Raw genomic sequence first — 26,015 nt, 5'->3', positions numbered from 1 at the left:
CCTGGGCCGTCATTCTTATTGGGCAGCTCCTCAGAGCGCTGCCGCACATTAATAAGCCAAGGGAAACACCGTCAATCGAGCCCGCCGGGATCTGTGCGGTCACCGAACAGCTTAGGCAAACAGTTGCGCACTCAGCTCACGGCTGGCGCTGAGCATGCTCGGTAGAAAGCGCTGCTCCAACTCACCGCGGCTGACCCGCCCGGCGTGGGTGCTGACATTCAGCGCGGCCAATACCTGGCCGGACGCGTCATACACCGGCACCGCGATGGAGCGCAGGCCCTGCTCCAGTTCCTGGTCGACAATGCACCAGCCCTGCTGAAGCACCTGTTGCAGGCATTCGAATAACGCTTGCGGTGTTGTCAGGGTGCGGCTGGTCTTGGTTTGCAGGTCGGCATGGTCGAGATAATCCTGCAGCGAGGCATCGTCGAGGGCGGCCAGCAGAATGCGACCCATGGACGTGCAATACGCAGGCAGGCGCCCGCCCACCGACAGGTCAACCGAGATCAGCCGCTGGGTGGTGGCGGAACGGGCGATATAGAGGATGTCATCGCCTTCCAGGGTAGCCATGTTGCAGGCTTCATGGAGCTGCTCGCTCATGCGGTCCAGGTAAGGCTGTGCCGAAACGGCCAGCGGTGTGGACGACAGATAGGCGTGACCGAGGGTCAGCACCTTGGGCAACAGCGAGTAGGTGCGCCCATCCGTGGTGGCGTAGCCGAGCTTGATCAAGGTGTGCAGGCAACGGCGCACGGCGGCGCGGGGAATTTCGGTGCGGTGGCTGATCTGGGCGATGGTCAGGTGACGCTTGCGCTCCTGGAACGCCTGCACCACGGCCAGGCCACGGGCCAGGGACGTCATGAAATCCGGATCACCGGTGAATGCCTGGATGCGCTTGGCCGGTGAAGCCACGATCGGCGGCGCTACTGATGCAAAGGAGTTGCGCAATTGATCGTTCATTTCAACGGGCCTTCTCTTGTTATCACCACGGGAGGGTTGGCGGCTATTACAAGCCGTGCCGGCCGCCCTGCACAAGTCAACGCCGGTAACATTGGGCGATTATCGGACAACCATGCGATTATCGCAATTTGGCCGGCATGGGTGCAGATCCTGCAGATAAGGTTCGAGATTTAGCTGATGTTGCCGAAAAGTGTAGGCATTTACCCTTCTCTCAGTATGAATACAGATATGAAGATGACGCTGTTCACAAATACGTCGGCGATATGTAACAAAACCCAAGCACGCCGTTGACGCTTTTTAACTTCATGATGATAGTGTTATTCAAATGCGCCGCTATAATGCAACCTGTGCAGAGGTCAGCCCGGTATCACTATCGGGAGGGGAGCTCACCAGGCATTGCAGGCTGCAGGCAACGCCGGTCACAAGTACTCGCTTAAAAGAACGGCCCTCAGGCCCGTATACCAACTTGAACGGTTCTACTGTTCTATTTGGAATCGCCCCGAGCACGACTTTCAGGCATGACACTGCGCAATCAATAACTCAACTCAATTAGGTAATACTGTGACGAAAGATGAACTGCGCGCGGAACTTGAGCGCCAGGAGCAACGTTACAAGGACGTCTACGGCGGGGAAGTCACCACCTACGCCGCGCAACCTGAGCCGGAACGCAAACCATGGCGCAAACGAGCCAGCCTGCTGGATCAGGCATTTGCCCAGGAAATCCAAAAAATCGAGCAGGAACTCAAGACCGAGGAGCCCTGAGCACTTTGGTCGAGTTCAGCGCCTTGCAGTCGCTGCAGGTCAACCACTGGTTCAGCGGCCGCTGGTCAGTAACCTACAGCCACCCACGAAATTTCATACAAATGTTTCAGGCATGGCATTTTCATGACAAAAGCCCGCCTTCCGCGGCCCGCGCTTTATAAATCAAAGACTTGCCAAAGCCCCGAAAACCCTGGGATACGTGTGTCTTGCCGGTTTTTTTTCCAGGAAGATTGTTACCGATGAGCAGCTAATGCATCGATTACTGATGTTTTCTGGCATAATCGCGCCCCCTTACGACCGGGTCAGAAAACCTTCATGATCGATTTATTCAGCGGACTGGATGCTTGGGTTCTCGTGAGCCTGTTGCTCGCCCTGGCCTTTGTCCTCGCCTTCGAGTTCATCAATGGCTTTCATGACACCGCTAACGCGGTGGCCACAGTCATCTATACCAAAGCCATGCCGCCACACCTGGCCGTGTTCTTCTCCGGGGTGTTCAATTTCCTCGGGGTATTGCTCGGTGGTGTCGGTGTCGCCTACGCCATCGTGCACTTGCTGCCGGTGGAGTTACTGATCAATGTGAACACCGGCCACGGCTTGGCAATGGTCTTCTCGTTGTTGGCGGCGGCGATCACCTGGAACCTGGGCACCTGGTACTTCGGTATCCCCGCCTCCAGCTCCCACACCCTGATCGGCTCGATCCTCGGTGTCGGCCTGGCCAATGCATTGATCAACGACATCCCCCTGGCTGACGGTGTGAACTGGCAGAAGGCCGTGGATATCGGCGCCTCCCTGGTGTTCTCGCCGATGGCGGGCTTCCTGGTCGCCGCCCTGGTGCTGATCGGCCTGAAGTGGTGGCGCCCGCTGTCTAAGATGCACAAGACCCCGGACCAGCGCCGCAAGCTCGACGACAAGAAGCACCCGCCGTTCTGGAACCGCCTGGTCCTGGTGATTTCGGCCATGGCTGTAAGCTTCGTGCACGGCTCCAACGATGGCCAGAAAGGCATCGGCCTGATCATGCTGGTACTGATCGGTATCGTGCCGGCGCAGTTCGTATTGGACCTGGGCAGCACAACTTACCAGATCGAACGTACCCGCGACGCCACCCTGCACTTGAACCAGTTCTACCAGCGCAACCACGAGACCCTCGGTGAGTTCCTGGCCCTGGGCAAAAGCGTGAAGGATGACCTGCCGGGCAAGTTCCGCTGCAACCCGCAGCAGACCGAACCGACGATCAACGCGCTGCTGGGCACCCTCAAGGGCGTCTCGGACTACCACTCGCTGACGGCCGACCACCGCATCGAAGTGCGTCGCTACCTGCTTTGCCTGGATGACACCGCGAAAAAGGTCGGCAAGCTGCCAGGCTTGGACTCCCGTGAGAAGTCAGACCTCGACAAGCTGCGCAAAGACCTGACCGCCACCACCGAGTACGCTCCGTTCTGGGTGATTCTCGCGGTCGCACTGGCCCTGGGCCTGGGCACCATGGTGGGCTGGAAGCGCGTGGTACTGACCATCGGTGAGAAGATCGGCAAGCAAGGCATGACCTATGCCCAGGGCATGTCGGCGCAAATCACCACGGCCACCATGATCGGCTTTGCCAATATCTTCGCCCTGCCAGTGTCCACCACCCACGTCCTGTCTTCTGGCGTGGCGGGCACCATGGTTGCCAACAAAAGCGGCCTGCAAGGTGGCACCGTCAAGACCATCCTGATGGCCTGGGTATTGACCTTGCCAGCGACCGTAGGCCTCTCGGCCGGGTTGTTCTGGTTGGCGTCCAAGGCTTTGGGCAACTGATAGCCAGCCGGCAATAAAAAAGGTGCGACCCGCGAGGGTCGCACCTTTTTTTATGCTCGTTCCCACGCTCTGCGTGGGAATGCCGCCACGGACGCTCCGCGTCCCACTCGCGCACGGGTGACGCGTAGCGTCACAGGATGCATTCCCACGCGGAGCGTGGGAACGAGCCAAAAAAAAGGGCGACCGAAGTCGCCCAAAATGCCTTGCGTGCTCATGTAACCCGGAAAGACTTAAGGTTTTTTACGCTTGTTCGCGTCTTTCCAGATAAAAAATCCAAACCCTACAAAAAACAGCACCATGAGGCTAACAGTCAGCACTCCGGCGAAAACCACATTATCGAAAAACATGACCGGCCTCCTGCACTTGCCCTGTTGCGATAGGGCTAAGTTAATGGAGAAGGCGCAGTGGGAAATTGACCAGGATCAATGTCGCCCACAACGGGGCGTAAAGAAGGGGAATAACTGACCTGCATCAATGGATACAGGGCGTTTCAACGTTTTTTCGGCTTGCTCTTGGACTTTTTCTTGGTCTTGCCCAAGGGCATGGCTTGTTCAAAGGCTTGGCGCACTTCATTCAAGCGTTTGTCATTGAGGTCGTGCACGCGCTTGGCACGTTCGGCGTTCAGGTCGATCAGCTTGTCGTCATCACTCATGGCTTGGCTTACGTCGTGGCGGGAATGCCTCAATAATGCGGCCTGCCCCGCCCGACGGCAATTAAGCGGGCGACAAAATGCAGGCCATCGACCAAAATCGGCATTTTCTACCCTGCCCAGGAGGCGCATCCAGGTGGCCTTGCACAACGACCTTCCACCGCTGCTGGCCCTGCGCGCCTTCGAGGCCGTGGCGCGGCACTTGAGTTTTATCAAGGCGGCCAACGAGTTGTCGGTGACCCAAAGCGCGCTGAGCCACCAGGTACATAAGCTCGAACACCACCTGGGCAAACCGTTGTTTATCCGGCGAACCCGTGCGATTGACCTGACGTTGGCCGGGCAAGATTACTACGCGCAAATCCGCCCTGCCCTGGACGCCATCGCCGCTGCGACGCGCAACCAACGGGGTGCGCCCAGCGCAAGTGTGTTGCGTATCGGCTTGCTGGCATCCTTTGCCACGTTATGGCTGGCGCCGCGCCTGGCCGAGTTTCTACGGTGCTACCCCCATATCCAGGTGGAGTTGCTGCCCGCCATTCAACTGGCCAACGTCGCCACGGCCGAGGTTGACCTGGCCATCCGCTACGGCAAGGGCGACTGGCCCGACGTGCGCGCCACACGCCTGATGGCCGAAACCCTGTCACCGGTATGCAGCCCTGGGTTCAAAGCCAGGCAGATCGCCAGGGGCGCGCTGTTGATGGCGACCTCCCACCGCCCTTTCGAGTGGACCGATTGGTCGGCCCATTACCAGGTCAACCTAGATCACCACCCCCGCGTGATGCTGCATGACTACAACATCGTGGTCGAAGCGACCGTGGCCGGCCAGGGGATCGCCATGGGCCGCCATCGCCTGATCGAACGCAGGCTCCAGGACGGCAGCCTGGTAGAGGCCTTTGACTGGCCGCCCTATCACAGCGATATCGGCTATTGGCTGATCGCACCTCAGCGCCCGCTCAGTGAGGCGGCTGAATGCTTCAGCCAGTGGTTGAAGCAGGCGTGTGCCGACGCGTGAGGTTTTTCGATACGTCGGTTGAGATCTATCCGTTTGTCGCCCCTCGCCACCGCCAACATGCTGGAACCTTCTGACACCAGAGGATTTCACCATGACCGACTCCATCCGCCAGCGCGTACACGCCCTCGGCCTGACACTGCCCACGCCCAGCCAACCCGCTGCCAACTATGTCAATCATGTGATCAGCCAACACCAGCTGTTCATCTCGGGACAAATTCCCATGGCCGATGGCAAACCTGCCTACCTTGGCCGGCTGGGCGATTCTCTCAGCGATGAAGATGGCGCCCAAGCGGCGGAATTGGCGGCGCTGGGCCTGCTGGGGCAATTGAGCGACGCGTTGGGCGATGACCTGTCGCGGGTGGTGCGCATCCTGCGCCTGGGCGTGTTCATTGCCAGCAGCGCCGACTTCCAGCGCCAAAGCCTGGTCGCCAATGGCGCTTCGAACCTGCTGGTCAATGCCCTCGGCGACAAGGGCCGGCACGTGCGCACCGCCGTAGGGGTCTGCAGTCTGCCGGCTGGTGTCGCCGTGGAAGTGGACGCCATTTTCGAGCTGCAGCCATGACCCCGCTGCAAGTCCAGCACTTGCGAGAAGCCACGCCCGGTTGCCAGTCCGGCATCGTGCACTTCAACCACGCCGGGGCATCCTTGCCCAGCCAGGCGACGCTCGACGCCATCATCGAACAGCTGCAACGCGAAGCCCGCGACGGCCCGATGGAGGCCGGAGAACAGGGTGCCGTCTTAGTGGAAAATGCCCGCCGAGCCGCCGGCCAACTGCTCAATGCGCCCGCCTCATCGATTGCCTTCGCCAGCAGTGGCTCGACGGCCTGGAGCATGGCCTTCCAGGCGCTGGGGCCATGGCAGCCGGGCGATCGTATTCTAGTGGGGCGCCACGAATGGGGCGGTAACCTGGCGAGCATGGAACTGGCCGTTCAAGCCGGGGCGCGGGTGGAGGTCATCCCGTGCGATGCCAGCGGCGCGGCCTGCCCGGTGGCGTTGGAGGCGATGCTGGATGCAAAGGTGAAGCTGATCGACCTCACCTGGCTGCCGGCCAACGGTGGCTTGATCAACCCGGCCCAGGCCATCGGCGATGTGGCCAGGCGGCATACCATTCCCTACTTCATCGACGCGGGCCAAGCCGTCGGCCAGGTGCCGGTGGATGTACAAGCGTTGCAGTGCGATGTGCTCAAGTCTGCCGGCCGCAAACACCTGCGCGGGCCTCGCGGTACCGCGCTGCTGTATATCAGGCCGGATTTTCTGCCGCATCTGAACCCGGCCCAACGCGACGTGTTTTCAGCGCCCTGGACCGCAGAAGGCTTCGACCTGCGCAACGACGCCCGGAGCTTTGAAACCAGCGAAGTCTCTTTCGCCCTGCTGGCCGGCCTGGGCAATGCGTTGCACGAGATCAATCAACTGGGGATTGAGCAAGTATGGCAAAGGGTCTCGAAGACCAGCGCGCGAATCCGCGAAGCACTGCGTCAGATACCGGGAATTACCTTGCATGACTTAGGCAGAACGCATTCAGGCTTGATCGCGTTCAACCTGGCCGGCTGGGACAGCTTTGAACTCAAGCAACGCCTGGCCTGCAAGCGCATCAACATCGGCGCCAATGGCGTGGCCTACACCCCGCTGGATATGCAAGCACGTGGGTTGAACAGCATTGCGCGCATCTCCGTCAGCCCGCTCAACACCGATGACGATATTGAGCTGCTGGTGAAGGCCCTGCGCGAACTGAACGGTTAGACCTCGATATCCACCCACAGGCCCTGGCGCGGCGCGTCTTCGATCAGCGGCGCCACGGGCACGGTGTTGTCAGCGTTGAGCAAGTCGCCGGGAATCGGCAAATGCTGCTCCGCGTCGTCGTCGGCTTCGCGCCGGCGTTTCTGCTGCTCCTGCTGGCGACGCTGCTCTTCGCGCAGCAGAAAGGTCGATTGCTCGGCATCGCCTTTTTTCAGGTCGATCGTGCTCTCGTTGGAGCCCGGTTGAATGGGCACCACCGGCGGAATATCCGGTTTCTGGCGTGCCGGGTCGAGTTGCGACGTGACCGGCACAACACTGACGGGCAGCATGGGTGGCAGCATGATAATTATTCTCCTGATCAACAGGCTGTCGGCGGGTGGCAGGGCGACTTGAGCACCCGCGTGCCAAGCTGTGACTCAGTCGACACTCTCAAGTGCCCGCCACCCGTCGATTCAATTTCCGCCTGCCCGTACAAACAGCGTAGTTTTTGTCAGAGTTCTTGGGCGCCGGGCCGTGTTCCGTTAACATAGTCGGCTTTTTCACGGCGGGAGTCAGGCAGCATGGCGCAGCAGTATCAACCGGGGCAACGCTGGATTAGTGACAGCGAAGCAGAGCTGGGGTTAGGCACCGTTCTGGCACAGGACGGCCGCTTGTTGACCGTGCTCTATCCGGCCACTGGCGACACTCGCCAGTATGCGCTACGGAATGCGCCCCTCACTCGCGTGAGGTTTTCGCCGGGTGACACCATCACCCATTTCGAAGGCTGGAAAATGACCGTACAGGAAGTCGACGACGTCGATGGCCTGCTGGTCTACCACGGCCTCAATGGGCAGAACGAGCAGGTCACCCTGCCAGAAACCCAACTGTCCAACTTCATCCAGTTCCGCCTGGCCAGTGATCGCCTGTTCGCCGGGCAGATCGACCCGCTGGCGTGGTTCTCGCTGCGCTACCACACCCTGGAACACACCAGCCGCCAGTTGCAGTCCTCGCTGTGGGGCCTGGGTGGCGTACGCGCCCAACCGATTGCCCACCAACTGCACATCGCCCGCGAAGTCGCTGACCGTATCGCGCCACGCGTGTTGCTGGCGGACGAAGTGGGTTTGGGCAAGACCATCGAAGCAGGCCTGGTGATCCATCGCCAACTGCTCTCGGGCCGTGCCAACCGCGTACTGATCCTGGTCCCGGAAAACCTGCAGCACCAATGGCTGGTGGAAATGCGCCGCCGCTTCAACCTGCAGGTTGCGCTGTTCGATGAAGAGCGCTTTATCGAAAGCGATGCCACCAACCCGTTCGAAGACACCCAGCTTGCACTCGTTGCGCTGGAATGGCTGGTGGACGACGAGAAGGCCCAGGACGCGCTGTTCGCCGCCGGCTGGGACTTGCTGGTAGTCGACGAAGCCCACCACCTGGTGTGGCACGAAGACAAGGCCAGCGCCGAATACTCGCTGGTCGAACAACTGGCCGAAGTGATTCCTGGCGTGCTGCTGCTAACCGCCACCCCGGAACAACTGGGCCAGGACAGCCATTTTGCACGCCTGCGCCTGCTGGACCCGAACCGCTTCCACGACCTGCAAGCCTTCCGCGCCGAGAGCGAAAACTATCGCCCGGTGGCCGAAGCCGTGCAGGAGCTGCTGGACAAGGGCCGCCTGTCGCCGACCGCGCACAAGACCATTCAAGGCTTCCTCGGTGACGAAGGTGAAGCCCTGCTCACCGCCGTCAACGATGGCGACACCGAGGCCAGCGCGCGCCTGGTGCGTGAACTGCTGGACCGCCACGGCACCGGCCGCGTGCTGTTTCGCAACACCCGTGCTGCGGTGCAAGGCTTCCCCGAGCGCAAGCTGCACGCCTACCCGCTACCGAACCCGGACGAATACCTCGAACTGCCCCTGGGCGAACACGCCGAGCTGTACCCGGAAGTCAGCTTCCAGGCGCAACCGGACATCGAGGAAGAGAACCGCTGGTGGCGTTTCGACCCTCGGGTCGAGTGGCTGATCGACCAGTTGAAAATGCTCAAGCGCACCAAGGTCCTGGTGATCTGCGCCCACGCCGAAACCGCCATGGACCTGGAAGACGCCCTGCGTGTGCGCTCCGGCATCCCGGCCACGGTGTTCCACGAAGGCATGAATATTCTGGAGCGTGACCGCGCCGCTGCCTATTTTGCCGATGAAGAGTTCGGTGCCCAGGTGCTGATCTGCTCGGAAATCGGCAGTGAAGGCCGCAACTTCCAGTTCTCCCATCACCTGGTGCTGTTCGACCTGCCGTCCCACCCCGACCTGCTGGAACAGCGCATCGGGCGCCTGGACCGGATCGGCCAGAAACACGTGATCGAACTGCACGTGCCCTACCTGGAAACCAGCCCGCAAGAGCGCCTGTTCCAGTGGTACCACGAGGCGCTCAATGCCTTCCTCAACACCTGCCCGACCGGCAACGCCTTGCAGCATCAGTTCGGCCCACGCCTGCTGCCCTTGCTGGAAGCCGCCGACGACGGCGAGTGGCAAGCCCTGATCGACGAAGCCCGTGCCGAGCGCGAGCGCCTGGAGCAGGAGCTGCACACCGGTCGCGACCGCTTGCTCGAACTCAATTCAGGCGGCGCTGGCGAAGGCGATGCACTGGTCGAGGACATCCTCGAACAAGACGACCAGTTCGCCCTGCCGATCTATATGGAAACCCTGTTCGACGCATTCGGCATCGACAGCGAAGACCATTCGGAAAACGCGCTGATCCTCAAGCCCAGCGAAAAAATGCTCGACGCCAGCTTCCCCCTGGGCGACGACGAGGGTGTAACCATCACCTACGACCGTAACCAGGCGCTGTCGCGCGAAGACATGCAGTTCATCACCTGGGAGCACCCGATGGTGCAAGGCGGCATGGACCTGGTGCTGTCCGGTTCCATGGGCAACACCGCCGTGGCGCTGATCAAGAACAAGGCGCTCAAGCCAGGCACCGTATTGCTTGAACTGCTGTATGTCAGCGAAGTGGTCGCCCCGCGCTCCCTGCAACTGGGTCGCTACCTGCCACCGGCCGCCTTGCGCTGCTTGCTGGATGCCAACGGCAATGACCTGTCGGGCCGCGTGTCGTTCGTAACCTTGAATGACCAGCTGGAAAGCGTGCCACGGGCCAGCGCGAACAAATTCGTACAGGCGCAGCGCGACCAACTCACACCGCGCATCAACGCCGGTGAAGAGAAGATCGCCCCGCGTCACGCCGAGCGTGTAGCCGAAGCCAAGCGTCGCCTGGCAGCAGACACCGACGAAGAGCTGGCGCGCCTGACCGCGCTGCAAGCGGTCAACCCGACCGTGCGTGACAGCGAGTTGGTCGCCTTGCGCAACCAGCGCGAGCAAGGCCTGGCCATGCTCGATAAAGCGGCACTGCGACTGGAAGCTATTCGGGTGTTGGTGGCGGGTTGATAATCCGCTGAACGTAAAAGGCCCGCGCAATGCGGGCCTTTTTATTAGCCTTAGAGATCGTTCCCCCGCTCGGCGTGGGAATGCATCATGTGACGCTCTGCGTCACGACTTTTAAGCGGACGCAGAGCGTCCAGAGCGGCGTTCCCACGCAGAGCATGGGAACGATCACTCGGTCTCACGCCGTTGCCGCCGCTGCCGGCACCTCAACCGCACTCAACCCTTCCTTCATCCGCTTGGCATCACGCACAAAACTGCGCGAGGCCTGGAACAGAAACAGCATGGTCAAGAACAACGCCACTGGAATCAGGTACATGGCGTCATGCAAGCCTACCGCTTTATAAGCCTCTGTCATCTGCTGCGCCCCAGCCGCATACATCGCTGAATGGGCAAAGTGATCGGACAACGCCCCGACCACCACCGGCCCCATGCCACCGCCGAGCAGATACAGCCCGGCAAAGAACAGCGCCATCGCCGTTGCGCGCAAGCGTGGTTCGACCACGTCCTGGATCGCGGTATACACGCAGGTATAGAAGTTGTAGGCAAACAGCCAGCCCACACTGAACAGCGCGACAAACACCCCGATTTCGACACGCCCGGCATGCAATGCCCAGGCGGTGGTGACCGTGGAGATGATCAAGCTGAAGGCGGCGAACAACAGTCGGCCATTGGCGACCCGCTGATGAATCTTGTCGGCAATCCAGCCCCCCAGCGTCAAGCCCACCAAACCGGTCAGGCCGACGATGACACCCGTCGCGACGGCCGCGTCCTGCAACGGCATGAGGAAATAGCGCTGCAGCATCGGCACCAGGAACGAGTTGCACGCATAGGTGGCAAAGTTAAAGCACAACCCGGCCAGCACCAGCCACAGAAAGGTCGGCACAGCCAGCACGCGACGGATCGGGCGGTCGACGCGCTCTTGGGAGACTTGCACGGTTTCCGCCGCACCACGCTTGGGTTCTTTTATGTAGAACATAAACACCGCAAGGATCAGCCCCGGCACCGCCGCGATAAAGAAGGGCGCGCGCCAGCTGTCGAACGCCTTGACCATCGCACCGATCGTAAAGAACGCCAGCAACAGGCCCAACGGCAGGCCAAGCATGAAAATCCCCATGGCTCGGGCACGGCGGTGGGCGGGAAAGAGGTCGCCAATCAGCGAATTGGCCGCGGGTGCATAGCTGGCTTCGCCGATGCCAATGCCCATGCGTACCAGCAGGAAGGTCCAGAAACTGCCGACCATGCCGTTGACCGCCGTCAGCCCGCTCCAGGCGAACAGGCCCCAACCCATCAACTTGCTGCGTGAACCGGTGTCGGCCAGGCGCCCGAGCGGCAGCCCGGCAATGGCGTAGACGATGGTAAAAGCGGTGCCGATGATACCGAGCTGGAAGTCGCTCAGGTGCCATTCCATGCGGATGGGCTCAATGATGATCGCGGGAATGGTGCGGTCAAAAAAGTTGAACAGGTTAGCGAGGAACAGCAGGAACAGAATGCGCCAGGCATTCGCCGCTTGGGTCGAGTTCTGCATGGGTCCGTCTCTTTTATTGTTATGAGAGCTGCGATGCCCGATGCATCCTGCTCAGGTCACTGCAACATAGTCAGGCTGGCAGTGATTGTCTGTAATGATTCGTAAAGCTGATAGGGCATGATTTCACCCAGGCAACAGCGGATTTTGCCCACGAAAATATAAGTGCGTGCCCCTCTTCCCAATGGCGATGGCACGGATAGAATGGCGAGCCTTTCGTAGCACCCTCCTCCTACTTTTCTTATTGATGACGCCCATGTCCGAAGCCAGTCCGTGTCTGAATTGCGGTGCCTGCTGTTCACACTTTCGCGTGTCTTTCTTCTGGGGTGAGTGCGCCTCGTCCGGGGGCACGGTGCCCGATGACCTGGTGGTGCAGATCAACCCCAGCCGCGTGGCGATGATCGGCACCGATCAGAAACCTGCACGGTGCTGCAGCCTTGAAGGTGAAGTCGGACAGGCCACCAGCTGCTCTATTTATGAGCAACGCTCCAGCGTATGCCGTGAGTTCGACTCGTCCTGGAGCCAGGGCGAGCAAAATGTCGATTGCGACGCCGCCCGTGCCGCATTCGGCCTGGCGCCGCTGGAAGCCCCACACTTCGAACTCGACCTGCCCATCAGCGCTTAGCACCAAACGCTATGGAAGGCATGTCAAAATAATTTGAGATCAAAACGCCATTACTCATGGCAAATCTTCGGAGACTTCTATACTCGATCTCATCGGTCATCGCCTCTGGCAGTGACATGGCTCTATGACGGGATACGCTATGGAATGGCTGGGGCAGCACTTTTTTACCGACCTTCCAGATAGTGGGCATTTATTACTCAATTGCAGTCATAACCCCTTTCTGGTGCTACTGGCGTACCTGGTCGCCTGCGCGGCGGGCTTCGGTACGCTGGACATGGCCGAACGTGTGGGCCATGTCGAAGACCCCACCGCCCGCCGCCATTGGCGCTGGCTGGGCGCGGGTTGCCTGGCAGGCGGAATCTGGTCGACCCATTTCATCAGCATGCTGGCGTTCCAGGCCCCCATCGCCATTCACTACGAATTGATCATGACGTTCGCCTCGCTGCTGATCGCCCTGATCGCCTCGCTGCTCGCCATGCAGACCCTCAGTCATACTCACCTGCGCTTTCATCAGTACCTGGTGGCTTCGGTGTGGATGGGACTGGGTATCGCGCTGATGCATTACGTGGGCATGTCGGCCATGCGCTCCCAGGCCCAGGTGTACTTCGAAACACGGCTGTTCCTGGCCTCGGTGGCGATTGCCATCGGCGCCAGCCTGGCGGCATTGTTGCTGTCCAGCTACCTGCGCAACGGAACCGGCATGTTTCACCAACTGCTCAAATACGCCGCCAGCCTGGTGCTGGGGGCCGGGATCCTGAGCATGCATTTCACCGGCATGGCGGCCATGCAAATGCTGGTGCCCGCTGGCGCGGATCTTTCATTGCCGGTGGATGGCAGTCCGATTCAACTGGGGTTGTCGGTGGCGGTAATTACCTTGCTGGTGATCGGCAGTAGTGTCAGCGCAGCCCTGGCAGATAAAAAGCTGCAGCACAAAGAGCGGGACCTGCGCCGGGTCAATGCGCTGCTCAGCGAACTCGACCAGGCCCGCGCTTCACTGCAACAAGTGGCCCACTTCGATGCACTGACCAGCCTGCTCAACCGCCGTGGTTTCAATCAGATCTTCGCGGAAAAGGTTGCGGAAAAAACCCGAAGCCAAGGCATGCTGGCGGTAATCTTTCTCGACATTGATCACTTCAAGCGCATCAATGACAGCCTTGGCCACGATGCGGGCGACCAGTTGCTCACGGTGCTGGCCGGGCATATCAAGGGCTCGATACGCAGCCATGAAGATGTAGTGGCACGCTTTGGCGGCGATGAATTCTGCATTCTGATCACTATTCATCACCGCGACGAAGCCCGGCAGATGGCCCAGCGCATCATGCAGAAGATGAAAGAGCCCATCGAGCTGGCTGGCCGGCGCATGGTGATGACCACCAGCATCGGCATCAGCCTGTTTCCCGAGGACGGCCACACCTGCGAAGAGCTGCTGAAAACTGCCGACCTGGCGCTGTACCAATCCAAGGACGCCGGGCGCAACAGCTTGCACTTCTTCAGCTCCAACCTGAAAACACGCGCCTTCCTTGAGCTGCAACTGGAGGAGGAACTGCGCGCCGCCTTGCGTACGCGCAACCAGCTGGTGCTGTTTTATCAGCCGATCTTCGACATGAAGCTGGGCAAGGTCACGCGCCTGGAAGCCCTGGTGCGCTGGCAACACCCCCAGCACGGACTCCTGGCTCCGGACCGCTTTATCGGCATTGCCGAGAACAACGGGCTGATCGCCGAGCTGGACCACTGGGTATTGCGCCAGGCCTGTCACGACCTGAGCCTGTTGTCTGACCGGGGCTACACCGAGTTGATCATGGCGGTGAACTGCTCGGCGTTGAACCTGGCGCGTGACGAACTGGCCGATGAAATCGAAGACGCCCTGCGCTTCGCCGGCATAGGCACCAACCGACTTGAACTGGAAGTCACTGAAAATGCGCTGATGGGCAACATCAGCAGCACCCTGGCACTGTTGCGGCAAATTCGCGCCCTGGGTGTGTCACTGGCCATCGATGACTTCGGCACTGGCTATTCGTCGCTGGCTTATCTCAAGCGCTTGCCGCTCAACACCTTGAAGATCGACCGCTCGTTTATCCAGGACATTCCCAAATCCACCGCAGACAGTGAAATCGTCCAGGCGGTTATCGGCATGGCCCACACCCTGCACTTGCAGGTGGTCACCGAAGGCGTGGAAACCCAAGCGCAGTTCGAGCTGCTGCTCAAGCATGGCTGTGACTACATCCAAGGCTACCTGCTCAGCCCGGCGGTGCCTTTCAATGACATCATCGGCGTGATGCAGGGGATTGCCATGCGCAACCCGCTATACCCGCTCAGCGTGGAGAACAACGACGCTCCACAGCCAAAAGACCCGGCGCCAGGGCGTATCGGCCCGCCGTCTATTGTCAGGCCGATTCGCTGAGACCCAGGCACGGGGAGTGGTGGTGTAATCGCTGCTTCTCTTCACGCCGGGTCATACCTGGAAACAATTGCGCCACTCATTCCTTCGGACCTCAACTGTTCCCGTGACGCTTACGTCACCCTCGGCTGTGACCTTTCTCTACGGCAAGGTGCCATCACGCGTTCAGCGGTTACTCGGCTACACACTTCAGCGCGTGAAAAATACGCACCTTTTTCGTGCGCGCCATTCTTATGCTGCCCTTTCCTGGATCAGGATCCATGGCGAGACCACCACTGCCCATAAGCTTGGATCCCGTTCGACCAGGTCCAATGCCCGCGTCGCAGACACCTCGCCAAGGGTGCCTGCAGCCAGCCAGGCGGCGACTTTGTCACGGTTGTCTTCGGCCATTCCTTCGGCGGCCTCGATCAAATCCAGGCCGGCATCGACCCACAATAGGGCACCCTTGGCAAAGAACGGTTCAAGCTCCTTCCAGGAAATTTCGGCGGTTTCACCGAGCAGCTTGGCATAGAGGGTGCTTGGTTCTTGCGTCATGGGAATTCACCTGAGTAGAAAATCGGCGCAATCATAGCCCCGTCGCTCAGGCAGAAAAACCCAGTAGCAAATGAAGTAGCGATTGAAACTGCCAGGAAAGCCAAGGAATGCCTTGAAAGCTGTTAGCAGCCCGGCGCAATTCTGTCTTTTTCTTTCACTTAAGCGACATACCCAGGTTTTGCCCCCAGCTGCCAGCTTTTCAAGCGATCAGCCGGCGCTCTACACTGTACCGGTACAGTTGCCAGGGCAATGCCGGGGGGATATCCGCGATATCTGATCCGGTTCTGCAGCTCACAAGGCCGCTAGAACTATAAAAAATACAACAGTAAGAGTGGAGCACTATGAATAAGGCTACTAAGCAGATTTCCAAACTGTTTGCCGCTATGGTCCTGGCTGGGGTTGCCGGCCATTCGTTCGCAGCCGACACCATCAAGATCGGCATCGCCGGTCCCAAGACCGGTCCGGTGACGCAATACGGCGACATGCAATTCATGGGTGCCAAGCAAGCCATCAAAGACATCAACGCCAAGGGCGGCGTAGACGGCAAGATGCTTGAGGCCAAGGAATACGACGACGCTTGCGATCCAAAACAAGCCGTGGCCGTTGCCAACAAAGTGGTCAATGATGGCGTCAAGTTCGTTGTCGGCCACCTCTGCTCCAGCTCCACTCAGCCAGCGTCGGATATCTATGAAGACGAAGGCGTCATCATGATCACCCCCGCTGCCACCAGCCCTGAAATCACTTCCCGTGGCTACAAGCTGATTTTCCGCACCATCGGCCTGGACAGCGCGCAAGGCCCAGCGGCCGGCAACTACATCGCCGACCACGTGAAGCCGAAAATCGTTGCCGTCCTGCACGACAAGCAGCAATACGGTGAAGGTATTGCCAGCGCCGTGAAGAAGACCCTTGAAGAAAAAGGCACCAAGGTTGCCGTCTTCGAAGGCCTGAACGCCGGTGACAAAGACTTCTCCTCGATCATCCAGAAACTCAAGCAAGCCAACGTCGACTTCGTCTACTACGGCGGTTACCACCCTGAGCTGGGCCTGATCCTGCGCCAAGCCAAGGAAAAAGGCCTGAACGCCAAGTTCATGGGCCCAGAAGGCGTGGGTAACGACTCTATCTCGCAAATCGCCCAGGGCGCTTCCGAAGGCCTGCTGGTGACCCTGCCGAAATCGTTCGACACCGACCCTGCCAACAAAGCCATCGTTGAAGAGTTCGCGAAGAACAAACAGGACCCAACCGGTCCGTTCGTATTCCCGGCGTACTCGGCAGTTGAAGTCATCGCCGGCGGTATCGCTGCCGCGAAGAGCGAAGACACCGCCAAAGTGGCCGAGGCCATCCACGCCGGTACCTTCAAGACCCCTACCGGCGACCTGAGCTTCGACGCCAAGGGCGACCTGAAGGACTTCAAGTTCGTGGTCTACGAATGGCACTTCGGTAAACCAAAAACCGAAGTTTCCCCTCAGTAAGCCAGGCGTTACTGGTCAACAAGCCCACTGTGCAAGCAGTGGGCTTTGTTTTACGAGGTTTATGGGCCATGTCACCCGCGATCCGGGCGCTGGCTCACCTGAAAATCTTAAAACCGTCACCAGCGGTTCGCTGGCAAACGCTTCGTGCAACCTGGTCACAGAACAGGGCACCGAGCCGGAAATGACTCCACCAGTGAAATGCGTATCGGGTTTTTAGGAGCGCTGTAATGCCTGAGATCTATCATTTTTTCCAACAGCTGGTTAATGGCCTGACCATTGGCAGCACCTATGCCTTGATAGCCATTGGCTACACAATGGTTTACGGCATCATTGGAATGATCAACTTCGCCCATGGCGAGGTGTACATGATTGGTTCCTACGTGGCCTTTATCGCCCTTGCCGGGCTGGCCATGATGGGGATCCACTCCCTGCCGCTATTGATGACCGCTGCGTTCCTGGCGTCGATCATCGTAACCAGTGCCTATGGCTACAGCATCGAGCGGGTTGCCTACCGTCCCCTGCGGGGCAGCAACCGTTTGATCCCGCTGATTTCCGCGATCGGCATGTCGATTTTCCTGCAGAACACCGTATTGCTGTCCCAGGACTCCAAGGACAAGTCCATTCCCAACCTGATTCCGGGGAGCATCTCCTTCGGCCCGGGTGGCGCACAAGAAGTGCTGATTTCGTACATGCAGATTCTGGTTTTCGTGGTCACCCTGGTGGCCATGCTGGGCCTGACGCTGTTCATCTCCCGCTCCCGTCTGGGGCGCGCCTGCCGGGCCTGCGCCGAAGACATCAAGATGGCCAACCTGCTGGGCATCAACACCAACAACATCATCGCCCTGACCTTCGTCATTGGTGCTGCGCTGGCGGCCGTTGCGGCCGTGTTGCTGAGCATGCAATACGGCGTGATCAACCCCAACGCCGGTTTCCTGGTGGGCCTCAAGGCCTTTACCGCTGCGGTATTGGGCGGCATCGGCAGCATTCCGGGCGCCATGCTCGGCGGGCTGGTGCTGGGTGTGGCCGAAGCCTTTGGCGCCGATATCTTCGGTGACCAGTACAAGGACGTCGTCGCGTTCGGCCTGTTGGTTCTGGTGTTGTTGTTCCGTCCGACCGGCATCCTGGGCCGTCCGGAGGTTGAGAAAGTATGAGCAGATATCTTAAATCGGCGTTTTTCAGCGCCTTGCTGGTGTGGGCCGTGGCCTTCCCGGTACTCGGCCTCAAGCTGAGCATTGTCGGCATCAACCTGGAAGTGCACGGCACCGGGCCTGTGACCCTGACCGTCATCGCCCTGTGTTCGGTGCTGATGTTCCTGCGTGTACTGTTCACCCAGCAGGTCGGTGCCTTGTTCAAGGGCAACCGTGGCCCGTTGGTGTCGCCCAAGGTCAGCCAATTTCTGACCCTGCCGCGCACCCAGCGCTACATCATCATCGGGTTGATCATCGCGGCGCTGATCTGGCCGTTCTTCGGCTCGCGCGGCGCGGTCGACATTGCCACGCTGATCCTGATCTACGTGTTGCTGGGCCTGGGCCTGAACATCGTGGTGGGCCTGGCAGGCCTGCTCGACCTGGGTTATGTGGGCTTCTACGCCGTGGGTGCCTATACCTACGCGCTGCTCTCGCATTACCTGGGCTGGAGCTTCTGGATCTGCCTGCCATTGGCGGGTATGGCGGCGGCCACGTTCGGCTTCCTGCTGGGCTTCCCGGTGCTGCGCCTGCGCGGTGACTACCTGGCCATCGTGACCCTGGGCTTCGGCGAAATCATTCGCCTGTTCCTGCGTAACCTCACCGATATCACCGGTGGCCCCAACGGTATCAGCAGCATTCCCAAGCCGACGTTCTTCGGGTTGTCGTTCGACCGCACCGCCGCCGAAGGCATGCAGACCTTCCACGAGTACTTCGGGATTGCCTACAACCCGGTGAGCAAAGTGGTGTTCCTGTACCTGGTGGCGCTGCTTTTGGCGTTGGCGGCACTGTTCGTGATCAACCGCCTGCTGCGCATGCCCATCGGCCGTGCGTGGGAAGCGCTGCGCGAAGATGAAATCGCCTGCCGTGCCCTGGGCCTGAACCCGACCATCATCAAGCTTTCCGCATTCACCCTGGGCGCTGCATTCGCCGGTTTTGCCGGCAGCTTCTTCGCCGCTCGCCAAGGCCTGGTGACGCCGGAATCGTTCACCTTTATCGAGTCGGCGATCATTCTCGCCATCGTGGTACTGGGTGGCATGGGCTCGCAACTGGGCGTGATCCTGGCGGCCATCGTGATGATCCTGCTGCCGGAAATGATGCGTGAGTTCAGCGAATACCGCATGTTGATGTTCGGCGCCATGATGGTGCTGATGATGATCTGGCGCCCTCAAGGCCTGCTGCCCATGCAACGTCCACACATGGAGCTGCGCAAATGAGCCGCGAGATCCTGAAAGTCGAAAACCTGAGCATGCGCTTCGGCGGTTTGCTGGCGGTCAATGGCGTGGCCCTGACCGTCAAAGAGAAACAAGTGGTAGCGCTGATCGGCCCCAACGGCGCCGGCAAGACCACGGTGTTCAACTGCCTCACCGGTTTCTACAAGCCGAGCGGTGGCAGCATCCTGCTGGACGGCCAACCCATACAGGGCCTGGCCGGCCACGAAATCGCCCGCAAAGGCGTGGTGCGTACCTTCCAGAACGTGCGGTTGTTCAAGGACATGACGGCGGTCGAGAACCTGTTGATCGCCCAGCACCGTCACTTGAACACCAACTTCTTCGCTGGCCTGTTCAAGACCCCGGCGTTCCGCAAGAGCGAACACGAGGCCATGGAATATGCGGCGTACTGGCTGGACAAGGTCAACCTGACCGAGTTCGCCAACCGCCCGGCAGGCACCCTCGCCTACGGCCAGCAACGTCGCCTGGAAATCGCCCGCTGCATGATGACCCGCCCGCGCATCCTGATGCTCGACGAACCTGCCGCGGGCCTGAACCCCAAGGAAACCGAAGACCTCAAGGCGCTGATCAGTGTGCTGCGTGAGGAAAACAACGCCACGGTGCTGTTGATCGAACACGACATGAAACTGGTCATGAGCATCTCCGACCATATCGTGGTGATCAACCAGGGCACGCCGCTGGCCAACGGGACGCCGGAGCAGATCCGCGACAATCCTGAAGTGATCAAAGCCTACTTGGGGGAAGCGTAAAATGCTGCAATTCGAAAACGTTTCCACTTTCTACGGCAAGATCCAGGCCCTGCACAGCGTCAATGTGGAAGTGCGCCAGGGTGAGATTGTCACCCTGATCGGCGCCAACGGTGCCGGCAAATCGACCTTGCTGATGACCTTGTGCGGTTCGCCGCAAGCCTACAGTGGCAGCATCCGCTACATGGGTGAAGAACTGGTGGGCAAGCACTCCGCCGAGATCATGCGCAAGAGCATTGCGGTGGTGCCCGAAGGCCGTCGGGTGTTCTCGCGCCTGACCGTGGAAGAGAACCTGGCCATGGGTGGGTTCTTCACCGACAAGGGCGATTACCAGGAGCAGATGGACAAGGTGCTGCACCTGTTCCCCCGCCTCAAGGAACGCTTCAGCCAGCGCGGCGGCACCATGTCCGGCGGCGAGCAGCAGATGCTCGCCATCGGCCGGGCGCTGATGAGCAAGCCCAAGCTGTTGCTGCTGGACGAGCCTTCCCTGGGCCTGGCACCGATCATCATCCAGCAGATCTTCGACATCATCGAACAACTGCGCAAGGACGGTGTGACGGTGTTTTTGGTGGAACAGAACGCCAACCAGGCGCTGAAAATCGCTGACCGTGCCTATGTACTGGAGAATGGCCGGGTGGTGATGCAGGGTACGGGTGAGCAATTGCTGACCGATCCGAAGGTGCGGGAGGCCTACCTCGGCGGCTAAGAAAGAGTGAGTTCTAAGTAGGAGCTGGCTTGTGTGGGAGCTGGCTTGCCTGCGATGGCATCACCCCGGTGTATCTGAAGAACCGAGGCGTTTGCATCGCGGGCAAGCCCGACTCCCACATTTGCTTTGTATAAGTCATTAAACAGGTGTTGTTTGCAGTTTTTTTCGATGGCTTTGTAACGAATTCCCTCCCCCTTTCTCTAGTGGTGCATGCAGGCAATCAAGCCTGCGCATTCAACCACTGCTGGAGACACACCATGACCACCAAACTGTCCGCTGCCACCCTCGTTCTGGCCCTTGGTTCTGCCCTGAGCCTGTCCGCCCTGACCACCACCGCCCACGCGGCCGACGACATGCAGAAATGCTTCGGCGTGGCTGAAGCCGGCAAAAATGACTGCGCCGCGGGCGCCGGCACTTCCTGCGCTGGCACCTCCAAAACCAAAGACCAGGCCAATGCCTGGAAGCTGGTACCCGCCGGCACTTGCACCAAGACCCCAAGCACCACCTCGCCGACCGGTTTTGGCCAGGAAGCGGCCTTCACCGCCAAATCCTGAACCCCGCGCAGCCTGAGTACTGATGATGACGCCTACAGCCCAACACGCGGTCTCACCGGCTCAGGTGCCCGGCCTCCCCTATCGGGCCGGGCTGGGGCTCAAGACCGAGCACTTCACCGAGGTTCTCGAGACCCGCCCCGACATCGGTTTTTTCGAAGTACACGCCGAAAACTACATGGTGGCCGGCGGCCCGTTTCATCACTACCTGGGGTTGATTCGTGCGCAGTACCCCCTGTCACTGCACGGCGTCGGCCTGTCCATCGGCGGCGAAGCCCCCTTGGATCGCGAGCACCTGGCACGCCTGGCCACGCTGATCGAACGCTATCAACCCCAGTCTTTTTCCGAACACCTGGCCTGGTCCAGCCACGGCCCGGTGTTTCTCAACGACTTGCTGCCCCTGGCCTACGACGCCTGCACCCTGGAGCGGGTATGCGAACACGTGGATCAGGTACAGAGCACGCTCAAGCGGCCGATGCTGTTGGAAAACCCCTCCACTTACCTGCAGTTCCAGCGCTCTACCCTGGACGAAACCGACTTCATCAGCCAGATAGTCCGCCGTACTGGTTGCGGCCTGCTGCTCGACGTCAACAACGTCTACGTGTCCTGCATCAATCATCAGCGCGACCCGCTGACCTACATCGATGCCTTGCCATTGCACGCAGTGGGTGAGATTCATCTGGCCGGTTTTGCCGAAGACACCGACAGCCTGGGCGACCGCCTGCTGATTGATGACCACGGCGCGCCGATCGATAACGCCGTGTGGCAGCTTTACGCACAGGTACTGGCGCGGACCGGAGCGGTGGCGACGCTGATCGAGCGGGATAACCAGGTGCCCGCGTTCAGCGTGTTGCAAGCAGAGGCCCGGCAGGCCGAATGGTATTTGTCGCAGGTGGCCCGATGAGCATTCAGCAAACATTCGCCGAGGCTTTACTGGCCCCGCAAGCAGCCTGCCCCGAGGGCGTGTTCAGCAGCAACGGTGCTGAACCGGCGAGCCGCTTTGCGGTGTATCGAAACAATGTCCATAGCGCTTTGATCAATGCTTTGGCAGCCGCCTACCCGGTGGCGCGGCAACTGGTCGGCGATGAGTTTTTCCGCGCCATGGCCGGCCTGTATGCCCAGGCCCACCCGCCCACCAGCCCCTTGATCAGTGAGTACGGCGGCACGTTCGCTGACTTTATCCAGGGTTTCGAACCAGCCTGGAGCGTGCCCTACCTGGCCGATGTCGCCCGGCTGGAACGCTTGAGGGTCCGCGCTTATCACGCGGCGGATTGCCAGGTTCTGGATCAGCACAGCGTACTTCGGCAACTGCAAGGTTGCGCGCAACTGGGGCAACTGCGTGTACGACTGCATCCATCACTTGCCACGCTGGAATCTTCCTACGCGGTGGTATCGGTCTGGACGGCGCACCAGGCCGACGGGGCCATTACCAGCTTTAACCCCTGGCATGCTCAAGGCGGGCTGGTCTTGCGCCAAGGGTTGGTGGTCAAGGTATTCGCCATCGACCGCGGGTCTGTGACCTTTATCAACCGACTCAACCAAGGCGCAGGGCTGGAAATGGCCATAGCTGATGCCCTGCAAGCCTCTGACGAATTCGATTTGCACCTATGTCTCACGCTATTGATCAGCCACGACGCCATCACCCATTTGCATCTGCAACCAGAGGTATCGCCATGAACTTTCCCGCTCCCTGCCTGGTAAAACGAACCGTCGCACTGTTTGAAAAAATCCCCTACAGCCTGATCGCCTTTATCGCGCGCTTCTCCATTGCTGCGGTGTTCTGGAAGTCTGGCCAGACCAAGGTCGAAGGCTTTGCCATTGACCTGATCAGCGGCACCTTCCAATGGGGTGAGCCCAAACTCGCCGCCTCGACGCTCTTTTTGTTTCGCAGCGAATACCAATTGCCTCTGCTGTCGCCAGAGGTGGCCGCGCACCTGGCAACCTTTGCCGAGCACTTTTTTCCGGTATTGATTCTGCTGGGGTTCGCCACGCGCTTCTCGGCCCTGGCCTTGATCGGCATGACCTTGACCATCCAGCTGTTCGTCTACCCTGACGCCTACCCCACTCACGGCACCTGGCTTGCGCTGTTATTGTTGTTGCTTGCCAAAGGCCCCGGGTGCCTGTCCATCGACCACCTGATTGCCCGTCGTTATCGCTGAAGCCGATCCAGCGCTTCGCCGCTGCGCTTGAACCAGTCCACCAGGTAGTCGGCCAACACCTGGGTACGCCGAGGCAAACCGCCCTGGTAGGGATGCACCAAGTACATCGGCATGCTGCGTGTCTGATAATCGCGCAGCAGCCAGCGCAATCGGCCGTCAGCCAGCTCCGTGGGTAGAACGTAGGACGGCAGGCGGGCAATACCGGCGCCGACCAACGCTGCTTTTTTCAACAGGTTGTAGTGGTTGGAGGCGAAGGTGCCGCTCACCTTTACCCGCAGCAATTCGTGTTGCTGGTGGTACAACCACTCCTCGCGGCCACTGTAATGACTGTTGAGCAAACAGCTGTGCGCCGCCAGGTCCGCTGGGGTCTGCGGCTCGCCATGCTGTTCCAGATAAGCCGGGCTGGCGCAGGTCATCTCATGCCAGGCCAGCAAAGGTTTAGCCACCAAGCGTTCATGTTCGATGGCGCCCGACCGTACCCCCAAGTCAAAACCATCCCGTGCCAAGTCTCGGTAGTTGTTATTGAGCTCCAGCTCGATCTGCACCTGCGGGTATTGCTTGGAGAACTCCAGCAGCAAGCCATCGAAGAAGGTTTCACCCAACGACACTGGAACGGTCATACGCACAGGGCCAGCCAAATCATCTTTGAGCCGCGCCAATGCCTGGCGGGCGCGCTCCACCTGCACCACCAATGCTTGTGCCTGGGGCAGCAACGCCGCGCCGGCAGCAGTCAGGCTCAGCTTGCGCGTGGTGCGGTGCAGCAAAACCACGGCAAACTGCGCTTCCAACTGGCTGATGCGCTTGGACAACTGCCCTTTGCTGCAGCCCAATTGTGCGGCCGCCACGGTGAAACTGCCGGCTTCGATCAGCACGGCGAACGCCGCCAAGTCATCCATTTCGCTCATGGACTGTTTCCATTTGAAAACCAAAGGTTGCCTATTAGCACGTTTATCCAATTAAAAAGCCACACTAGACTGAACGCAAATCCCAACCCCTGTAGGAGCGAGCTTGCTCGCGAAGAACGTCAACGATCACGCGGTAAGCCTGACTACACGCCGGCGACCTTGAGTTTTTCGCGAGCACGCTTGCCCCTGCAGGAAATCAGCCCCAGAGGAACAGCACGATGAAAATCCTATTGATCGGTGCCAGCGGCACCATCGGTTCAGCGGTCAAGGCGGAACTGGCCCAGCGCCACGAAGTGATCAGCATCGGCCGCACCAGCGGTGACTTCCAGGTGGATATCAGCGATAGCGCCTCGATCCGTAAGCTGTTCGAGCAGACCGGTAAGTTCGACGCCCTGATCTGCGCGGCAGGCAGCGTCAACTTCGTGCCCCTGGCAGACATGAACGACAGCGATTTCGAACTGGGCCTGCGTGACAAGCTGATGGGCCAGGTCAACCTGCTGTTGATCGGCCGTGAGTACGCCAACGACGGTGCTTCGTTCACGTTCACCAGCGGCATCCTGAACCGTGATCCTATCCGTACCGGCGCTTCGGCGGCCTTGGTCAACGGTGCTCTGGACGCCTTCGTCAAAGCGGCGGCCATTGAATTGCCTCGCGGCCTGCGTATCAACTCGGTCAGCCCGACTGTGCTACTGGAAGCCATGGGCAGCTATGCCCCTTATTTCCGTGGCTACAAACCTGCCCCCGCCGCCGATGTAGCGCTGGCTTACGCCAAAAGCGTCGAGGGCCTACAAACTGGTCAGACCTTTATCGTGGGGTGAGGGTGAGTGCTGTAAGAAACGCCTGAAGCTGGCAAGCGGGCTTGTGATGCACGGCCAGCCTGCGTAACGTGGCGGCACTTGCCTGGAGACCCGATAATGCGCGCCGCCCGTACCCTCGTCCTGTTTGCCTTGCTTCCTGTATTCGCCGCCTGCCAATTGTTCGAAAGCGAGCCGGCCAAGCCATCGACTGTCGGGCTGACCCGTATGCAGGGTGAGTTGACCGCGGTGGACGGCAAACTGCTGTTCCAGCCGTGCGGCGACCAGCGTAGCTACGTGGTCAACGACACCGGCGGCACCAGCGTCCTGCAGGAAGCCGCCTCGCTGGCCGGCCAGCAGGGCAAGCTGTTTGCCGACCTGCGCGGCAAGTTTTCCGGGGTCGCCAGCGGCACCCAGGGTTCAGTGGACCTGCAACAGCTGTATCGCGTCGAACGCTCGACTTCAGCGTGCTCCGACCCGGACTTCAAGCGCATGATACTGCGGGCCAACGGCCATAAACCCGCCTGGGCAATGAATGTCACGGCCAAGGGTATGGTGCTGGAACGCGAAGGCCATCCACCTTTGGCAGTACCCTACGTCGAGGAACAACTGGGCGACGGCCGCTTCAATCTGATGACTGAAGCCAACAACCAGCACATCGAACTGTGGGTGGCGCCCCAGCGCTGCGTCGACAGTGTGAGCGGCAGCCTGCAACACATGAGCGCCGAGTTGCGCGTGAACGGCCAGGTGCAGCGTGGTTGCGCAGCATTCGGCGGCTCGCGGGACGACTGATTAGGCCCTGTGCTGTTTTAACCTGACGGAAACTTGCCATTGGGGCTTATAATCGCCGGTTTGCAAAACAGCCGGCCTCCTTGCCCGCCGCC

General features: G+C 60.1%; 26 protein-coding genes. 19 read left to right on the top strand and 7 right to left on the bottom strand.

Annotated features, from left to right (window positions below; genetic code table 11):
- Nucleotides 1-111: 111 nt before the first annotated feature.
- On the bottom strand, nucleotides 112-954 hold the full coding sequence (gene pcaR / locus GIW79_RS20560) for a pca regulon transcriptional regulator PcaR (RefSeq protein ID WP_236454993.1): 843 nt from the start codon (nucleotides 952-954) through the stop codon (nucleotides 112-114).
- A gap of 561 nt (nucleotides 955-1,515) precedes the next feature.
- Between pcaR and GIW79_RS20555 the strand changes: the two genes are divergently transcribed.
- Both GIW79_RS20555 and GIW79_RS20550 read left to right on the top strand, forming a co-directional pair.
- Entirely contained in the window at nucleotides 1,516-1,716 is a 201-nt protein-coding gene (locus GIW79_RS20555) for a hypothetical protein (RefSeq protein ID WP_003189295.1), read from the top strand.
- A 315-nt stretch (nucleotides 1,717-2,031) separates the two neighbouring features.
- A complete protein-coding gene (locus tag GIW79_RS20550; protein ID WP_003189291.1) occupies nucleotides 2,032-3,507 on the top strand; it encodes an inorganic phosphate transporter in 1,476 nt (491 codons plus the stop codon).
- 230 nt (nucleotides 3,508-3,737) lie between these two features.
- Here GIW79_RS20550 and ccoM read toward each other — a convergent pair whose 3' ends face one another.
- Nucleotides 3,738-3,854 (bottom strand): cytochrome c oxidase subunit CcoM, encoded by a 117-nt coding sequence (ccoM, locus tag GIW79_RS29690; protein ID WP_019817835.1) that lies wholly within the window; start codon nucleotides 3,852-3,854, stop codon nucleotides 3,738-3,740.
- Between the two features lie 143 nt (nucleotides 3,855-3,997).
- A complete protein-coding gene (locus GIW79_RS20545; RefSeq protein ID WP_236455002.1) occupies nucleotides 3,998-4,159 on the bottom strand; it encodes a hypothetical protein in 162 nt (53 codons plus the stop codon).
- Nucleotides 4,160-4,292: 133 nt separating this feature from the next.
- Here GIW79_RS20545 and GIW79_RS20540 point away from each other — a divergent pair, with 133 nt between their 5' ends.
- From GIW79_RS20540 to GIW79_RS20530, 3 genes are all read left to right on the top strand, one after another.
- On the top strand, nucleotides 4,293-5,165 hold the full coding sequence (locus GIW79_RS20540; protein ID WP_057975633.1) for a LysR substrate-binding domain-containing protein: 873 nt from the start codon (nucleotides 4,293-4,295) through the stop codon (nucleotides 5,163-5,165).
- A gap of 91 nt (nucleotides 5,166-5,256) precedes the next feature.
- Complete coding sequence (locus GIW79_RS20535; RefSeq protein WP_054898411.1) at nucleotides 5,257-5,727, top strand: RidA family protein; 471 nt, start codon at nucleotides 5,257-5,259, stop codon at nucleotides 5,725-5,727.
- Entirely contained in the window at nucleotides 5,724-6,905 is a 1,182-nt protein-coding gene (locus tag GIW79_RS20530; protein ID WP_236455004.1) for an aminotransferase class V-fold PLP-dependent enzyme, read from the top strand. The genes GIW79_RS20535 and GIW79_RS20530 overlap by 4 nt, the downstream gene beginning before the upstream one ends.
- On the opposite strand, the gene GIW79_RS20525 is transcribed toward GIW79_RS20530, so the two are convergent.
- Nucleotides 6,902-7,243 (bottom strand): hypothetical protein, encoded by a 342-nt coding sequence (locus GIW79_RS20525; RefSeq protein WP_054898409.1) that lies wholly within the window; start codon nucleotides 7,241-7,243, stop codon nucleotides 6,902-6,904. The two genes, GIW79_RS20530 and GIW79_RS20525, sit on opposite strands and share 4 nt — an antisense overlap.
- A gap of 219 nt (nucleotides 7,244-7,462) precedes the next feature.
- Between GIW79_RS20525 and rapA the strand changes: the two genes are divergently transcribed.
- Nucleotides 7,463-10,309 (top strand): RNA polymerase-associated protein RapA, encoded by a 2,847-nt coding sequence (gene rapA / locus GIW79_RS20520; RefSeq protein ID WP_034125960.1) that lies wholly within the window; start codon nucleotides 7,463-7,465, stop codon nucleotides 10,307-10,309.
- Nucleotides 10,310-10,484: 175 nt separating this feature from the next.
- Here rapA and GIW79_RS20515 read toward each other — a convergent pair whose 3' ends face one another.
- Nucleotides 10,485-11,831 (bottom strand): spinster family MFS transporter, encoded by a 1,347-nt coding sequence (locus tag GIW79_RS20515; protein ID WP_034125959.1) that lies wholly within the window; start codon nucleotides 11,829-11,831, stop codon nucleotides 10,485-10,487.
- 253 nt (nucleotides 11,832-12,084) lie between these two features.
- Here GIW79_RS20515 and GIW79_RS20510 point away from each other — a divergent pair, with 253 nt between their 5' ends.
- Together GIW79_RS20510 and GIW79_RS20505 are read left to right on the top strand one after the other, a co-directional pair.
- On the top strand, nucleotides 12,085-12,453 hold the full coding sequence (locus GIW79_RS20510; protein WP_034125958.1) for a YkgJ family cysteine cluster protein: 369 nt from the start codon (nucleotides 12,085-12,087) through the stop codon (nucleotides 12,451-12,453).
- A 139-nt stretch (nucleotides 12,454-12,592) separates the two neighbouring features.
- Nucleotides 12,593-14,854, top strand: coding sequence for a putative bifunctional diguanylate cyclase/phosphodiesterase (locus GIW79_RS20505; protein WP_034125957.1), 2,262 nt, complete (start codon nucleotides 12,593-12,595; stop codon nucleotides 14,852-14,854).
- 228 nt (nucleotides 14,855-15,082) lie between these two features.
- On the opposite strand, the gene GIW79_RS20500 is transcribed toward GIW79_RS20505, so the two are convergent.
- Nucleotides 15,083-15,385, bottom strand: coding sequence for a DUF2288 domain-containing protein (locus GIW79_RS20500; RefSeq protein ID WP_034125956.1), 303 nt, complete (start codon nucleotides 15,383-15,385; stop codon nucleotides 15,083-15,085).
- A 341-nt stretch (nucleotides 15,386-15,726) separates the two neighbouring features.
- Here GIW79_RS20500 and GIW79_RS20495 point away from each other — a divergent pair, with 341 nt between their 5' ends.
- The 9 genes from GIW79_RS20495 to GIW79_RS20455 all read left to right on the top strand — a co-directional run bounded on the left by GIW79_RS20495 (nucleotide 15,727) and on the right by GIW79_RS20455 (nucleotide 23,432).
- Nucleotides 15,727-16,854 carry a branched-chain amino acid ABC transporter substrate-binding protein gene (locus GIW79_RS20495; RefSeq protein WP_003193533.1) on the top strand — a complete coding sequence of 376 codons (1,128 nt, stop codon included), beginning with the start codon at nucleotides 15,727-15,729 and terminating at the stop codon, nucleotides 16,852-16,854.
- 227 nt (nucleotides 16,855-17,081) lie between these two features.
- On the top strand, nucleotides 17,082-18,005 hold the full coding sequence (livH, locus tag GIW79_RS20490; RefSeq protein WP_003193535.1) for a high-affinity branched-chain amino acid ABC transporter permease LivH: 924 nt from the start codon (nucleotides 17,082-17,084) through the stop codon (nucleotides 18,003-18,005).
- On the top strand, nucleotides 18,002-19,255 hold the full coding sequence (locus GIW79_RS20485) for a high-affinity branched-chain amino acid ABC transporter permease LivM (protein ID WP_034125955.1): 1,254 nt from the start codon (nucleotides 18,002-18,004) through the stop codon (nucleotides 19,253-19,255). Before livH ends, GIW79_RS20485 begins: the two co-directional genes overlap by 4 nt.
- Complete coding sequence (gene livG, locus GIW79_RS20480) at nucleotides 19,252-20,019, top strand: high-affinity branched-chain amino acid ABC transporter ATP-binding protein LivG (RefSeq protein ID WP_236455006.1); 768 nt, start codon at nucleotides 19,252-19,254, stop codon at nucleotides 20,017-20,019. The genes GIW79_RS20485 and livG overlap by 4 nt, the downstream gene beginning before the upstream one ends.
- A 1-nt stretch (nucleotide 20,020) precedes the next feature.
- Complete coding sequence (locus tag GIW79_RS20475) at nucleotides 20,021-20,722, top strand: ABC transporter ATP-binding protein (protein WP_003193540.1); 702 nt, start codon at nucleotides 20,021-20,023, stop codon at nucleotides 20,720-20,722.
- Nucleotides 20,723-20,979: 257 nt separating this feature from the next.
- Complete coding sequence (locus GIW79_RS20470; protein WP_034125953.1) at nucleotides 20,980-21,276, top strand: BufA1 family periplasmic bufferin-type metallophore; 297 nt, start codon at nucleotides 20,980-20,982, stop codon at nucleotides 21,274-21,276.
- A 22-nt stretch (nucleotides 21,277-21,298) separates the two neighbouring features.
- The gene (gene bufB, locus GIW79_RS20465) at nucleotides 21,299-22,177 is read left to right on the top strand and encodes an MNIO family bufferin maturase (protein ID WP_054898405.1); all 879 of its coding nucleotides are present in this window, start codon (nucleotides 21,299-21,301) and stop codon (nucleotides 22,175-22,177) included.
- Complete coding sequence (locus GIW79_RS20460; protein ID WP_236477407.1) at nucleotides 22,174-22,950, top strand: HvfC/BufC N-terminal domain-containing protein; 777 nt, start codon at nucleotides 22,174-22,176, stop codon at nucleotides 22,948-22,950. The genes bufB and GIW79_RS20460 overlap by 4 nt, the downstream gene beginning before the upstream one ends.
- Nucleotides 22,947-23,432: a DoxX family protein gene (locus GIW79_RS20455; RefSeq protein WP_034125950.1), complete on the top strand. Its 486-nt coding sequence runs from the start codon at nucleotides 22,947-22,949 to the stop codon at nucleotides 23,430-23,432. Before GIW79_RS20460 ends, GIW79_RS20455 begins: the two co-directional genes overlap by 4 nt.
- Here the strand turns inward: GIW79_RS20455 and GIW79_RS20450 are convergent.
- On the bottom strand, nucleotides 23,423-24,337 hold the full coding sequence (locus tag GIW79_RS20450; RefSeq protein ID WP_034125949.1) for a LysR family transcriptional regulator: 915 nt from the start codon (nucleotides 24,335-24,337) through the stop codon (nucleotides 23,423-23,425). The genes GIW79_RS20455 and GIW79_RS20450 overlap by 10 nt on opposite strands.
- Nucleotides 24,338-24,555: 218 nt before the next feature.
- Here GIW79_RS20450 and GIW79_RS20445 point away from each other — a divergent pair, with 218 nt between their 5' ends.
- Both GIW79_RS20445 and GIW79_RS20440 read left to right on the top strand, forming a co-directional pair.
- A complete protein-coding gene (locus GIW79_RS20445; RefSeq protein WP_034125948.1) occupies nucleotides 24,556-25,155 on the top strand; it encodes a short chain dehydrogenase in 600 nt (199 codons plus the stop codon).
- Between the two features lie 96 nt (nucleotides 25,156-25,251).
- Nucleotides 25,252-25,923, top strand: a complete 672-nt coding sequence (locus GIW79_RS20440; RefSeq protein ID WP_034125947.1) for a COG3650 family protein — start codon at nucleotides 25,252-25,254, stop codon at nucleotides 25,921-25,923.
- The last annotated feature ends 92 nt before the right edge of the window (nucleotides 25,924-26,015 follow it).

Origin of the sequence: Pseudomonas sp. PA-7-1E (assembly GCF_021605325.1) — a bacterium.
In the GTDB taxonomy this organism is placed as follows: Bacteria; Pseudomonadota; Gammaproteobacteria; order Pseudomonadales; family Pseudomonadaceae; genus Aquipseudomonas; species Aquipseudomonas fluorescens_BV.
Note: the sequence above shows the minus strand (reverse complement) of the source record. Positions and strands in the feature narration are given on the sequence as shown.

Bases quoted from the DNA above. Each gene is read 5' to 3' on its own strand.
- pcaR (WP_236454993.1), bottom strand. From the start codon at position 954: ATGAACGATCAATTGCGCAACTCCTTTGCATCAGTAGCGCCGCCGATC.
- GIW79_RS20550 (WP_003189291.1), top strand. From the start codon at position 2,032: ATGATCGATTTATTCAGCGGACTGGATGCTTGGGTTCTCGTGAGCCTG.
- ccoM (WP_019817835.1), bottom strand. From the start codon at position 3,854: ATGTTTTTCGATAATGTGGTTTTCGCCGGAGTGCTGACTGTTAGCCTC.
- GIW79_RS20545 (WP_236455002.1), bottom strand. From the start codon at position 4,159: ATGAGTGATGACGACAAGCTGATCGACCTGAACGCCGAACGTGCCAAG.
- GIW79_RS20535 (WP_054898411.1), top strand. From the start codon at position 5,257: ATGACCGACTCCATCCGCCAGCGCGTACACGCCCTCGGCCTGACACTG.
- GIW79_RS20530 (WP_236455004.1), top strand. From the start codon at position 5,724: ATGACCCCGCTGCAAGTCCAGCACTTGCGAGAAGCCACGCCCGGTTGC.
- GIW79_RS20525 (WP_054898409.1), bottom strand. From the start codon at position 7,243: ATGCTGCCACCCATGCTGCCCGTCAGTGTTGTGCCGGTCACGTCGCAA.
- rapA (WP_034125960.1), top strand. From the start codon at position 7,463: ATGGCGCAGCAGTATCAACCGGGGCAACGCTGGATTAGTGACAGCGAA.
- GIW79_RS20515 (WP_034125959.1), bottom strand. From the start codon at position 11,831: ATGCAGAACTCGACCCAAGCGGCGAATGCCTGGCGCATTCTGTTCCTG.
- GIW79_RS20510 (WP_034125958.1), top strand. From the start codon at position 12,085: ATGTCCGAAGCCAGTCCGTGTCTGAATTGCGGTGCCTGCTGTTCACAC.
- GIW79_RS20505 (WP_034125957.1), top strand. From the start codon at position 12,593: ATGGAATGGCTGGGGCAGCACTTTTTTACCGACCTTCCAGATAGTGGG.
- GIW79_RS20500 (WP_034125956.1), bottom strand. From the start codon at position 15,385: ATGACGCAAGAACCAAGCACCCTCTATGCCAAGCTGCTCGGTGAAACC.
- GIW79_RS20495 (WP_003193533.1), top strand. From the start codon at position 15,727: ATGAATAAGGCTACTAAGCAGATTTCCAAACTGTTTGCCGCTATGGTC.
- livH (WP_003193535.1), top strand. From the start codon at position 17,082: ATGCCTGAGATCTATCATTTTTTCCAACAGCTGGTTAATGGCCTGACC.
- GIW79_RS20485 (WP_034125955.1), top strand. From the start codon at position 18,002: ATGAGCAGATATCTTAAATCGGCGTTTTTCAGCGCCTTGCTGGTGTGG.
- livG (WP_236455006.1), top strand. From the start codon at position 19,252: ATGAGCCGCGAGATCCTGAAAGTCGAAAACCTGAGCATGCGCTTCGGC.
- GIW79_RS20475 (WP_003193540.1), top strand. From the start codon at position 20,021: ATGCTGCAATTCGAAAACGTTTCCACTTTCTACGGCAAGATCCAGGCC.
- GIW79_RS20470 (WP_034125953.1), top strand. From the start codon at position 20,980: ATGACCACCAAACTGTCCGCTGCCACCCTCGTTCTGGCCCTTGGTTCT.
- bufB (WP_054898405.1), top strand. From the start codon at position 21,299: ATGATGACGCCTACAGCCCAACACGCGGTCTCACCGGCTCAGGTGCCC.
- GIW79_RS20460 (WP_236477407.1), top strand. From the start codon at position 22,174: ATGAGCATTCAGCAAACATTCGCCGAGGCTTTACTGGCCCCGCAAGCA.
- GIW79_RS20455 (WP_034125950.1), top strand. From the start codon at position 22,947: ATGAACTTTCCCGCTCCCTGCCTGGTAAAACGAACCGTCGCACTGTTT.
- GIW79_RS20450 (WP_034125949.1), bottom strand. From the start codon at position 24,337: ATGAGCGAAATGGATGACTTGGCGGCGTTCGCCGTGCTGATCGAAGCC.
- GIW79_RS20445 (WP_034125948.1), top strand. From the start codon at position 24,556: ATGAAAATCCTATTGATCGGTGCCAGCGGCACCATCGGTTCAGCGGTC.
- GIW79_RS20440 (WP_034125947.1), top strand. From the start codon at position 25,252: ATGCGCGCCGCCCGTACCCTCGTCCTGTTTGCCTTGCTTCCTGTATTC.